Origin of the sequence: Moritella dasanensis ArB 0140, assembly GCF_000276805.1 — a bacterium.
Taxonomy (GTDB): Bacteria; Pseudomonadota; Gammaproteobacteria; order Enterobacterales; family Moritellaceae; genus Moritella; species Moritella dasanensis.
Genome location: NZ_AKXQ01000006.1, coordinates 100,125 through 112,063 on the forward strand (window position 1 = coordinate 100,125; position 11,939 = coordinate 112,063).

The following is an 11,939-nucleotide window of genomic DNA, read 5'->3' on the forward strand; positions in this document are numbered from 1 at the left end:
AAGTTATAACGTAAAAAAACAACAGGTACAACCAGACGAATCAGACTAGTGCCATTGATTAAATTAAGATGAGTAAAAGGTTTTTTTGACTAGATTTATATAATTTAGCGGTGTAATGATAAATAATGGTGATAAATAATAAACATAAATCGCTGATAAGCAATTAGCCACTTCGCGCTAGGATATCACCTTAGTATTTTTAACCATGATTATAAGTGTTTGTTGATTAATAATATTCTTGTGAAATACTGCTTTAAAATTAAATTCAATTTTTTATAAACGTTTTTATACTTATCAGACCTAGATCATACTTAGGCATGAGAAAATTTATCAGTAGATACAAAAAAACCAGCAATCTGATTGCTGGTTTAAAATGATAAGCCACTTTAACGGGTGATAACACTCGTTAAAGTGGTCTGATTAATCATAATCATTTAATCGAATATCAATGTTTATTGATATCATCCCACATGCCGAGTACCAGCGCTTGTTTCTGAGGGGTGAGCTCATTAGCAACAAGTGCGTCTCGTAAGCTGTGCACGACTTGAAATTTAATGTCGTGGGGATAAATTTTACCTATATTTTCGCACTTCGCCGTAGCAAAAGTGACGTGGCCGTGTAAATATTCGGCCGCAAATAGTTGATCCGACGTTCCTTGTTCTACAAATCCATCAAGCTTTTCCATTAGCTTGCTTTGATAAGTAGGTTTAGACAATGATTAATCCTCAAATTCTGGGTTGGCGACACGATACATGATGTAATCACGATAACCTGTGGTTACACGAATAAAACCTGCTAATGCTTGGTCTAATTCAACATCCCCCGTATCTACGATTAAGGGACGTCCTGCTAATGCTGACAACTTAGTTTTGGTTGCCAACACAATTATATTTTCTTTGCCGATTTGTTTAATCAACTGCGGCGACAGTTGTTGATTCCCACGACCAAAAATATGCCCCTGGCCACCGATTAAGGTGATCACTAATTTACAGGGCTTACCTTCTGTCAACGCGATTAACTGCGCTGCCGTTTGGTCTGCAGCAATCAATGCATGCTGATGCACAACATCAACACCTAATAAGGTATTATCCAGTCCCAGTTCAGCCATGGTGAATGCCACTGTTGACCCAGACCCCATAATATAATATTCATCTTCCATATCTGCCATGACATCGGCAGCTATGTCGGTAAGCACTAATTCATCTGATTCAATCCCGCCCATTTTTACGCTTTGTACATAACGTAAATCGCTCGGTACCATCATCTCGCCATAGCGCTTTGCTTTAACTGTACCTTGACGAAATGCAACTTCATCAATATCCATCACGTCGGCATCAGCCAAGGTAACCAGTTCGCCTAAAATTAATCGACGTACGACACAACCGGCTGCTTTTGGTGTAACACCATAAACGCCGGAATGGATCTTGCACCCTGCTGGCACACCTAATACCGGTACGACATCATTGATCGTCGCGCAAATATTACGTGCAGTGCCATCACCACCAGCAAACAATAACAAATCTATATCTTGTGCTAATAATGCTTCAACCGCAGCATAAGTATCTTGCTCAGTGGTCATGTCATTAACTGGTCGATAAGCCACTGTCACATTAAGGCCAAGTTCTAAACTACAGCGCTCGCCCATTTCACCACCCGCGGTCACCACAGTAAAACGCTGGGCAAGATCAGCAAACTGACCTAATGCTTGTAACATACGATTATTGGCTTGCGGAATAGCACCTAAACTCAATGCTTGCTGGGCAACATTATCACTGCCTTTTAATGCGACACTGCCACCAACACCTGCAACTGGATTAACAATAACGCCCAGTTTAAACGGCTTCACGTTCATACATACCTCGATAATCAAAATCTGCCAATACCAACGGTTTTGTATTGTAAAATGCTTGTAGTGCCGTCACTAACGCTTGCGTTCTCGCTGATAAACCGTTTTCTAAATATAAGCGTACTTGATCGTGGATCTTGTGCTGAAAAGCCAATCGGTCAATGACAATATCAGCCAAATTGTCGGCACTAACGCGAAATTGAAATCCCGCGGCAACACAAATAATCCATTCAATCGCCTGCGGTACAATCTCGACTTTTTCAAATTCTGCTTGCTGCTGCGCATTACGCCCATCATCAATATACCAGTAACCAAAATCAACCAATTGGTGGCGCGCTAATCCCGCGACTAACCAATGCGAAATTTCATGCAAACCACTGGCAAAAAAACCGTGGGCAAAAATAATACGGTGATATTCACAACTGACATATTGTTCAAAGTCAGTATGCGCCGGCATGTAAATCGGCTCGTCACCGCCTTTGACTAATTGGGTATTAAATTCGTTTGCAAACGTGTGGTTAAAAACAGCAATCAAATCTTGATATTTATGTTGCTGCTCATCGCCTACGTCATTTGCTAATAAATCGCTTGTTAATAAGTCTTTTAAATCGTCTTGCATACTGCGCCTAGCTAATCTGTTAATTACTGAGCACTATTTAATGAGCAGGATTATACCCCTATGGTAGTGGTATGTCCGCTACTATATCGCACTCAAATCGGTAATTTTCGCTAGTAGAATACTCCTTTACGCGATATTAATCTAATACTGTCGCCGAACTTAATGCCACAGTACCTACGCGCCCAGCAGTACCCCAACTAGCTTCAGCCGTGAGCAACAACTGGTTATCGCCTTGCCAGAGAATACTTTCCCATTGTCCGTGAGGAGCAAGATTAAAGCGTTTTGCCATATCCCAATTCAAGTCTTTGTTGTTAATAGGCACAATCCAAATAAAAGGATGTTTGTAAAATAAGCTACTATCATAACCAAGCAGTACCAGTTGCTTGGTGTCCGCATTATAATCTGCCGCCGTGATCAAACCATCGACATCCAATGTTTGCGCGGGGATCACTTCAATAATACTGTCATTTTCTGCACTGTTACTAATTTCGACTAAGTCCATTCGATACAAGCGACTGTTTAAATCATTCCAGTTTTTACTTAATACCCATAACTCTTGCTCAACCACCGCTGCGGCTTCACAATCATAATCATGCATATAACTGGTTAGCTCTTCTTCAGGTTTATCCGCCATTGAAAAACGCGCGGTATTAACCGCAGCAATGGTCTCGCCATCCTCAGCTTGTATTAACGTGTCAGTATCAACATTGATAATCGTGCGGCTGTCACGGGTACCATGATTATTACCGCAGTCCATGATGAACAGGTTACCAGCGTCTTGCGCTAACGATTCCCAGTCCTTACTGATCACATCGTCAATGTGTATCTGTTTAATAACTTGACCCGTTTTTTCATCTATTTGATATAGATTGGCATCGTCACCGCTATCATTCGTCGTCCATGTTTGACCATTAAACTGTGCGAGAGAAGAACTTTCTTTTACGCGATCTTGCAATGAGGTTTGTATCTGAATATCCAGTACAGGATAGTTCTGCAGTGGTCTTGACCAATAAAAATGGCCGCTAATCCCTGCAACGATTAAAATTATAAGAAACCGAAATAGTCTTTTTATTATTTTTTTAAACATCCTAACCCTAAATAATTTAATTTATCCATCACCATCTAATGATAGATCTATACCAGAACTATCATTAGAAACAAGCCACTTATTATAAAAAGTTAGCAATAAAGGTCATATCACCGATGTAGTCAACTAGATTAATTTGGTTTTTTGGACACAAAAAAGCCGACAAATGTCGGCTTAATAAAATAAATATTGTGGTTATGATTTTACGTGAGCAATCGCTTCAACTTCGACTTTTACCCCTAACGGTAAATCTTTAACTGCAAAGCAGCTGCGCGCCGGACAATCAGTATTGAAAAAGCTTTGGTAAACTTCATTGAACTGCGCAAAATCGCTGATATCAGCAAGGAAACAAGTCGTTTTTAACACCGTACTCAGATCGCCGCCACCAGCAAGCAGAACCTGATTTAGGTTTTCTAACGACTGTTTACTCTGCTCAACAATACCACCAGCAACCACGGCGCCAGTTACTTTACTGACCGGTAGTTGACCTGAGGTAAAAATTAGCCCAGCAAAGGCTGTGCCATGTGAGAAAGGGCCGATAGCTGCTGGTACTTGTTCTGAATGAATAATTGTTTTCATAATATCCTGACTATTTTATTAACACTGCGATTAACAATGTTTTATTAACATTTTTATCAAAAGTGTTTTATTAACATGTATTTAATAAAAATTATTTAATGATGATCTATACGTTTTAAACCCCTTGCCTCACAAGGAAACAAGGGAATCTATCGAACTGAGTCGTTAAGCTTCAATACGCTGAAATCCAGCAATCAGATCTTCAATTAAATCATCGGCATCTTCTAAACCTATGTGCAAGCGAATCAAGGTACCGGAGAAATCAACACCGCCGGCAGGACGAATAGCATCAAGTTCCTCTGGCTGATTAGCGAGAACCAAAGACTCATAGCCGCCCCACGAATAAGCCATACTGAAGTGTTTAAAGTTATCTAAGTATGCTGCCACTTGCTCATCAGATAAACGCTGTTTCAGGATGAATGAGAATAAGCCGTTACAACCGTTAAAGTCACGCTTATAAAATTCATGGCCTTTACAGCTTGGTAATTCCGGATGATTAACACGTTCTACTTCTGGTCGCTCACTTAACCAGTTAGCAATCTTAATACTGCTTTGTTGATGTTGCTTCAAACGAACACCCATAGTGCGAAGGCCGCGAGACGCTACATAAGCAGTATCTGCATCAACCATTTGTCCCATGAGGTATGAACGTTCGCGAAGACGGTCCCAACAGCGTGCATTAGAAACAGCAGTACCTAACATAGCATCGGAATGACCAACAATATATTTAGTACCCGCTTGAATCGAGATATCAATATCATGCTCAAGGGCTTTAAATAAGATACCCGCAGCCCAAGTATTATCAATCATGATAATAATCTCAGGATTAACACCACGGATAGCGTTAACCATAGACGGAATATCTTGCACTTCCATCGTCACTGAGCTTGGTGATTCCAAGAACACCACTTTAGTCGTCGGTTCAATCAATTCAGCAATCTCAGCGCCAATCATTGGATTGTAGTAAGTCGTGCTGATATTTAAATCTTTTAGGATGATGTTACAAAAATCTTGTGTCGGCTCATAAGCTGCGCCAGTCATCAATACATGATCACCCGCTTCAACAAACGCTAAAATAGAATTCGTCACCGCTGCAGCACCACATGGATACAATGCACAACCAGCACCGCCTTCCAATTCAACCATCGCTTCTTGCAGAGAGAAGTGCGTGATGGTGCCACGACGTCCATAGAACAACTCGCCTTTAGCACGATTAGCGGTCGCAAATTTCTTCGCTTTTACAGAATCAAATACCAAAGATGAAGCGCGTTGGATAACAGGGTTAACAGAGCCTTGTCCGAATTTTTTTGAACGACCAGCCGTTACTAATAATGTACTCATTTTATCTGTAGACATAATAATTCTCTTCTTAAGCTTGTTGTAAGTTGGTTTGAGATTGAGCTTCTGTTTTTTCGCCACGTTTCATGAAGCGTTCTACAATTTGTGTTGCGTTTAAGTCATTAACAACGTTAAGCATGGTTGCTGGTGCGTCGGTAATGGCGCCAATAACAACTAGGATTGGGATACATTCAATTGGCAAACCCAGTGAGGTAACAATGAATATCTCACCTAAGAATGCGCCACCAGGTACACCACCGACAATGATTGCCGATAATACTGAAATAACGATAGTGATGAAAAACACTTCAGGGGTAAATTCAAGACCTAGCACAGCGTAGATGAATACAATTTTCAGTGCCGCAATCATCGCCACACCACCTTTATTAAGGTTCGCTAGTAGTGGTAAACAAATATCGACGATGTCATCTTTGATGCCCATTTTTTTCGCTGCACGAATGTTTACTGGTAGTGTACCTAATGAAGAACAAGTACCTAAAGCGGTAGCTGACGGTTCAAAGGCATTTTTCCAGAAAGCGCGTACTGCGTTAGTACCACCGCCAATCCATGAATAAAAGGTAGAGCCAAGCACAAAGTAAATAGCTGTAGCAGCAAAGAATAAACCAATCGCTCGAGCAAAAGTCACTAACAGCTCAGGATCTTGACTCGCCATTGTTGATGCGAAATAAGCACCAAGACCAACTGGCGCACCAACCATGATGATAGAAACCACTTTCATGATAACTTCGTTTAGGCTGTTAAGCAGATCCGCGATTTTCTTACCGCTTTCACCTGATTGACCAATCGCAATACCAGCGATAATCGACATAACAATAAGGGCGAGGATATTAGACTTCGAGAGCAGGCCAACAAAGTCATTGGTTGTTAGCATACTTGCGAAGTCAATTTTACCTGCTTCTGCTGTAAAGTCCTGAGCCAATTCAAGGGTTACACCTTGTGCTGGATCGAAGATAGATGCGAGACCAACAATGCTTACAGCAGGGATAATTGCCATCATGATTGAAACAACTAGAATAATACCGAGCATTTTACCTAGCTTCTTCAAATCAGTCATACTGGCAATCGATGACATAACACTGACACTAACTAGCGGTACAATAATCATGAATAGCAGGTTTAAAAATATCTGACCAATTGGTTTTAGCGTCAGTGCGAAATCGGGTAAATAAATACCGATTGCCCCACCGATGACTAAAGCGGTTAATAGTATGATTGATGATTTATAAGGTTCTAACTTTTTCCACATTGTCATAATTCCATAATTTTTAATGATACCGTCGAGCCGTTACACTGCATGTAATAGCTCATGCTTAATTATTTTTCATTTATTTTAAGTAGCGATATAAAGTCTGTTCTGAAATATCCAACATTTTGGACACCTTCTGCACATTTCCTTTGATGGTAAATAATCCTGACTTCTCAACCGTTTTAACAAATTCATTTTTTTCAGGTAAACTTAATCGTGATAACACCGTTAGATTTAACTCATTTTTAGCCTGCTCTATAATGCTATTACTGACGTCCTCTATAGAGTTATAGAAATTCTCATCCCGAGCCTCTGCGACTTCATGATCAGGGATGCTTGCTTTAAGCATATCAATGGCACTTTTAACGTTACTGTCATCAATATTTAAGCAGAGCATGTATTCAGGTTTATTGTTTTTAAAAATCATCAAGGTTGATGAACGTAGCGCTGCACCATTGCCAGCACGCCCCCGATAATTCAATAAAAATGGTTCTTTGTTGCCTTGTTCTGTATTTCCTTGTTCGATACTTTTTATTTGTTTTAATGCTAAGTCAGTAGCTGGAGAACCTATTTGTCTCCCGGTAATATGGCCATTTTCAATTGCCACTATCGACTTTGATACATCACTTAAATCATGTATTACAATTTCACAATGAGTACCGATAACACCTGCGATAAACTTTATCAGCACACTAAAATCTATTTCAATTTTCATTTATCTTGCCCTCCAGACTATGGTGAGAAGTATACCTTTGGGGGTATTAATAAATGTGATCGCTAAGAGATTTTTATCGTGATAATAATTTTTTAGCACGACAATTCCTCACTGCAACATGAAATAAATTCAAGTTAATAAATTTAAGGTGAAATAAATTCAATTAAATGCAGGTTTGTTGATCTTGAGATATTGACGTTAGCGCAATAACACATTCTTACGACGCTGGCATGAAAATGCCATTGATGCAGGGAAAGCACAGCTCTCAGGAGTCTTACGAACCGTTGCTCAAGGAATAAGGAAAAATAAGTAGGTTATAAATATAGGTAATGTCGTCATTCTAGATATTTAAAAATAAATACCTGCAATGTCATCCGTAACTTCCAATACATAAAAGTTAAGCGTACACTTGTACGCCTAACTGGTAAGACAGCTTAACGATAGGATAATGTATGTCACAGAGTGCTACATCGATAACAAGTGCCACACCAATAATAGCGGCGGCAGGCACCATTGCCGCACCTTATAGCGTAAAAGAAGAAGCGGCAAATACTTGGTCGCATGTGATTGGTGCCTTACTGAGTATTGCTGCGCTTATCGCATTATTAGTACCCTCGATACAACAAGCAGATCCTTGGCGCATTACCAGCTTTAGTATTTATGGTATTTCGATGTTTTTATTATTTTTTGCATCAAGTGCTTATCATTATGCGACGAATCCTGCGACGAAAGCGAAATTAAAAACACTCGACCATTGTGCGATTTTCTTGCTGATCGCTGGAACTTATACGCCATTACTCTTGATTGAACTACGCGGTACACTCGGCTGGAGCATCTTTGCAATTGTTTGGTCAATGGCAATCTTTGGCATCATCGCCAAACTCTATTGGGCTGAACGCTTTAAAAAAGTATCGTTATTTTTCTATCTTATTATGGGTTGGCTAATTGTCTTTGCTGGCGATGAGTTATTAGGTAAGTTAGAGACTGGCGCGCTGTACTGGCTGTTTGCTGGCGGGCTTGCTTATTCAGTTGGTGCAATTTTTTATGCCAATAAACGCATTCCGTATAACCACGCTATTTGGCATATATTTGTATTACTTGGTAGTGCTTGTCATTTTGTGACAATTTATCTTTATGTACTGCCACTGGCATAGCAGTAGCACAGTGTCTGCTTAATCTAGCTTAGATATATGTTTCATAAATTCTAAGCCTGGTGCTAACGTAATGCGCCAAGAGACACCGACGGCATTATTATATCTTGGATAAAACGCGGCTAAAGTATCAAGCAAAGTGTCGATAAATACATCATATAAAGTCGAATCTATTTTCAACTGGTCTTTATGCAGACAAGCGATATCAACAAAATGCTTACGTGCTCTTTTCGTAACAAAAAAATTCACCATATACGCGACCGATTTTCTTAGCATTAACTTTTGATTTTCCATATCAGTATGTCGAAATGCTTGGGCGATTTCCGGTGACGCTGCAATAAATTTTGTATAGAAAGCATCATAAAAATCATCCTCACTGTTCAGGACAAATTCATAGCTGTCATTGAATAGTGCATTAAAGTCGATATCCATAATAATTATCATCCCTGTGCGTCATGTTATCAAAGTTTATTTTTATAAACATATACCTAATAACAATAGCACAACAACAAAAACGTAAATGAATTCATATCAAAATTTTAGCGGATCAATCACACTATTTAGAAGACGCTTAAATACATAAAATATAATCAATTAACTAAACTAATGGCTATATCACAGCTTGCCATTACCCGTTTAATTTCAGGGATACACGAACCACAGCCCGTCCCCGCTTTACTGCAGCCACCAACAGCTTCAACCGTATCGGCACCTGCTTTAACGGCTTCAATAATGGCGTATTCGGTCACTTGGTGACACGCACATATCATCCGACTTGGCGGTGTTTCAGCTTCCCCTTTAAGGGTGGCACGTAAACCCGCCTCAGGCATTAACAAGGTTAAGCTGGCTAACCAAGAGTCATCATCAACATCGTTAGCGGGTGTCACCATTAAACTAATATCAAGGTTGTCCTGAAAGCTCATCGCAAAACGGTATTTCTGCTCGGCGGCATTATCATAATCAACTTGTTTGGTCATATAGCTATTATGCAAAGCTAATTTTAATTGCTGGAAGAACACAGCTGGCTCAGCAACACTGGCCAAGTAATATAAAAACCCTTGCTCTAAGCGACGCTCAATCCAGTAATCCACCATAGGTAGTATCTTCGCAACTTGCAGACGACGTTGACTCCAGAGCGCTGCACGAGATGAATGTGACCATGCACTGACACTCACAGGGGTATATTTGTTTTCCGGTTGTCCTGATAGCGGATCGGTATGCGCCGCCACTAAGCTAGATATCGCCCCCGCACTGGCGTTTTCACGACTCCAGTGAATAGGTAAAAATAACTCTCCAGGGTTTTGACTCACCGTCGCATGTGCACGGACTAATAACTTACCTTGCACACTTTCGACCGCGACTAAACTGCCGTCGGCAATGCCACGCTCACTTAGATCTTGTGGGTTAATCGACAGTAAAGGCTCTGGCATATGGCCATTAAGCTTAGTCGCTAATCCTGTGCGGCTCATGCTGTGCCACTGGTCGCGGTTACGACCGGTATTTAAAATCATCGGGTAATCTTGACAGACTTCACTGGCTGCCGATTTTTGATACATCGGAATAAACTGGGCACGACCAGACGGCGTTGAAAAATGGCCATCGGTGAATAACCGAGCTTGTGACTTACCATCGTGAATCGGCCACTGCAGCGGTTGATGTTGTTGGTAATCTTGTTCCGCTAATACCGCAATATCAAGACCACGCGGTAAGCTATCTTGTTTAAAGCCTGTCATCTTGGCATATTCTGCAAACACGTCGGCCTCAGATTCAAAACTAAAGTCTTTAGTAAACCCCATCCGTTTAGCCACTTCAGCTAATAACCACCAATCGGCTTTTGCTTCACCGGCACTTGGTAAGAAACCACGTTGACGCGATATACAACGCTCAGAATTGGTCACAGTACCGGTTTTTTCACCCCAGCCTTGCGCGGGCAACAATACATCCGCACACGCAATGGTATCTGACTTGGCCATACAATCTGACACAACCACCAGCGGACAATTTAATAACGCCTGCTGAATTTTATCTGAATCAGGCAAGCTCACCACTGGATTGGTACCCATGATCCAAATCGCTTTGATCTTACCTTGGTGCACTTGGTCAAACATGTCGATCGCTTTGGCACCGGTATTTGTCGCCAGTTTATCGGTATGCCAAAACTCACTCACCAGCGCGTGACTCTCAGGGGTAAAGTCCATATGCGCGGCTAACATACTCGCTAGTCCCCCTACTTCACGACCACCCATCGCATTAGGCTGACCGGTCACCGAAAATGGGCTAGCACCCGGTTTACCCACTCGACCTGTTGCTAAGTGGCAGTTAATAATGGCATTTACTTTGTTAGTACCACTGGTTGACTGATTCACCCCTTGGCTAAATAACGTCAGGGTTTTATCAATATCGGTAAAACGACGGAAAAAGGCTAACATGGTATCGAGTTCTAGATTACAGAATTCAGCCAGCTCAACCCAGCTTGGTGTCGATTGATAAGCCGATTTAAGTGCGTCTTCAAATCCTTCGGTATGCTGGGCGATATAACTCAGATCACACGCGTTCTCCTGATCAAGGAACTCCAACAGACCATTATAAAGCGCGACATCAGTACCCGGTCGAATCGCTAAATGCAGATCAGTAATATCACACGTATCAGTTCGACGTGGATCTATCACGGTAATTTTTAAATTTGGGTTGGCCATTTTCGCCTGTTTAATACGGCGGAATAAAATAGGATGACACCAAGCCAAATTCGAACCGACTAAACAGATATGCTCGGCGGCTTCAATATCGGCATAACACGCCGGGACTGCATCTTCACCAAAGGCACGCTTATGGGCTACAACGGCAGACGACATACACAGACGTGAGTTAGAATCGATATTACTGCTGCCGATGAAGCCTTTCATCAATTTGTTGGCAATGTAGTAATCTTCAGTGAGTAGCTGCCCTGATACATAAAACGCCACGGCGTCTGGGCCATGCTCGGCGATCACCTTATTAAATGAAGATGCAATATAGCTTAATGTGGTTTCCATGCTCTGCGCTTGGCCGCGAATATAACATTCGGTAAGACGTCCTTCTGGGACTAGGGTATCGGCTAGCGTTAATCCTTTAGAACAAAGATTACCTAAATTTGTTGGGTGTGATTCATCACCCCGAATTGTCACTGAATTATCTTGATTTACTTGCGCTTCGACACCGCAACCGGTACCGCAATAAGGACATGTTGTTTTAACCCACTTGGGTTGTTGCTTTAACTTCTGCATATAGTCATCCTTGTTTACGCATATTCAATACGATAGATAAAGCAAAAATCCAGCCAAGTCTGATATTTAAGAGA

General features: G+C 41.2%; 11 protein-coding genes. 1 reads left to right on the top strand and 10 read right to left on the bottom strand.

From position 1 onward, the window contains the following. Window positions 1-445: 445 nt before the first annotated feature. From A923_RS0106660 to A923_RS0106695, 8 genes are all read right to left on the bottom strand, one after another. On the bottom strand, window positions 446-715 hold the full coding sequence (locus A923_RS0106660; RefSeq protein ID WP_017220888.1) for a YfcL family protein: 270 nt from the start codon (window positions 713-715) through the stop codon (window positions 446-448). A 3-nt stretch (window positions 716-718) separates the two neighbouring features. Beyond that, window positions 719-1,852, bottom strand: coding sequence for an ATP-NAD kinase family protein (locus tag A923_RS0106665; protein WP_017220889.1), 1,134 nt, complete (start codon window positions 1,850-1,852; stop codon window positions 719-721). After that, a complete protein-coding gene (locus tag A923_RS0106670; RefSeq protein ID WP_017220890.1) occupies window positions 1,833-2,465 on the bottom strand; it encodes an elongation factor P hydroxylase in 633 nt (210 codons plus the stop codon). Before A923_RS0106670 ends, A923_RS0106665 begins: the two co-directional genes overlap by 20 nt. A 136-nt stretch (window positions 2,466-2,601) precedes the next feature. Beyond that, window positions 2,602-3,552 carry a hypothetical protein gene (locus A923_RS0106675; protein ID WP_017220891.1) on the bottom strand — a complete coding sequence of 317 codons (951 nt, stop codon included), beginning with the start codon at window positions 3,550-3,552 and terminating at the stop codon, window positions 2,602-2,604. Between the two features lie 195 nt (window positions 3,553-3,747). Then, entirely contained in the window at window positions 3,748-4,131 is a 384-nt protein-coding gene (locus A923_RS0106680; protein WP_017220892.1) for a Rid family detoxifying hydrolase, read from the bottom strand. A 165-nt stretch (window positions 4,132-4,296) separates the two neighbouring features. Continuing rightward, on the bottom strand, window positions 4,297-5,487 hold the full coding sequence (gene metC, locus A923_RS0106685) for a cystathionine beta-lyase (protein ID WP_017220893.1): 1,191 nt from the start codon (window positions 5,485-5,487) through the stop codon (window positions 4,297-4,299). A gap of 13 nt (window positions 5,488-5,500) precedes the next feature. After that, the gene (locus tag A923_RS0106690) at window positions 5,501-6,736 is read right to left on the bottom strand and encodes a dicarboxylate/amino acid:cation symporter (protein WP_017220894.1); all 1,236 of its coding nucleotides are present in this window, start codon (window positions 6,734-6,736) and stop codon (window positions 5,501-5,503) included. A 79-nt stretch (window positions 6,737-6,815) separates the two neighbouring features. Beyond that, a complete protein-coding gene (locus A923_RS0106695; RefSeq protein WP_017220895.1) occupies window positions 6,816-7,451 on the bottom strand; it encodes a helix-turn-helix transcriptional regulator in 636 nt (211 codons plus the stop codon). Window positions 7,452-7,903: 452 nt separating this feature from the next. On the opposite strand from A923_RS0106695, the gene trhA reads away from it, so the two are divergent. Continuing rightward, window positions 7,904-8,605 carry a PAQR family membrane homeostasis protein TrhA gene (gene trhA / locus A923_RS0106700; RefSeq protein ID WP_017220896.1) on the top strand — a complete coding sequence of 234 codons (702 nt, stop codon included), beginning with the start codon at window positions 7,904-7,906 and terminating at the stop codon, window positions 8,603-8,605. An 18-nt stretch (window positions 8,606-8,623) separates the two neighbouring features. Here the strand turns inward: trhA and A923_RS0106705 are convergent, their stop codons facing one another. Both A923_RS0106705 and A923_RS0106710 read right to left on the bottom strand, forming a co-directional pair. Then, entirely contained in the window at window positions 8,624-9,034 is a 411-nt protein-coding gene (locus A923_RS0106705) for a globin family protein (RefSeq protein WP_017220897.1), read from the bottom strand. Window positions 9,035-9,192: 158 nt separating this feature from the next. Continuing rightward, window positions 9,193-11,865 carry a nitrate reductase gene (locus A923_RS0106710; RefSeq protein ID WP_017220898.1) on the bottom strand — a complete coding sequence of 891 codons (2,673 nt, stop codon included), beginning with the start codon at window positions 11,863-11,865 and terminating at the stop codon, window positions 9,193-9,195. Window positions 11,866-11,939 lie beyond the last annotated feature (74 nt).

What these genes read in the sequence shown, in the direction of transcription:
- A923_RS0106695 (WP_017220895.1), bottom strand. Translation starts at nt 7,451, where the DNA reads ATGAAAATTGAAATAGATTTTAGTGTGCTGATAAAGTTTATCGCAGGT.
- trhA (WP_017220896.1), top strand. Translation starts at nt 7,904, where the DNA reads ATGTCACAGAGTGCTACATCGATAACAAGTGCCACACCAATAATAGCG.
- A923_RS0106680 (WP_017220892.1), bottom strand. Translation starts at nt 4,131, where the DNA reads ATGAAAACAATTATTCATTCAGAACAAGTACCAGCAGCTATCGGCCCT.
- A923_RS0106690 (WP_017220894.1), bottom strand. Translation starts at nt 6,736, where the DNA reads ATGTGGAAAAAGTTAGAACCTTATAAATCATCAATCATACTATTAACC.
- A923_RS0106705 (WP_017220897.1), bottom strand. Translation starts at nt 9,034, where the DNA reads ATGGATATCGACTTTAATGCACTATTCAATGACAGCTATGAATTTGTC.
- A923_RS0106710 (WP_017220898.1), bottom strand. Translation starts at nt 11,865, where the DNA reads ATGCAGAAGTTAAAGCAACAACCCAAGTGGGTTAAAACAACATGTCCT.
- A923_RS0106670 (WP_017220890.1), bottom strand. Translation starts at nt 2,465, where the DNA reads ATGCAAGACGATTTAAAAGACTTATTAACAAGCGATTTATTAGCAAAT.
- metC (WP_017220893.1), bottom strand. Translation starts at nt 5,487, where the DNA reads ATGTCTACAGATAAAATGAGTACATTATTAGTAACGGCTGGTCGTTCA.
- A923_RS0106675 (WP_017220891.1), bottom strand. Translation starts at nt 3,552, where the DNA reads ATGTTTAAAAAAATAATAAAAAGACTATTTCGGTTTCTTATAATTTTA.
- A923_RS0106665 (WP_017220889.1), bottom strand. Translation starts at nt 1,852, where the DNA reads ATGAACGTGAAGCCGTTTAAACTGGGCGTTATTGTTAATCCAGTTGCA.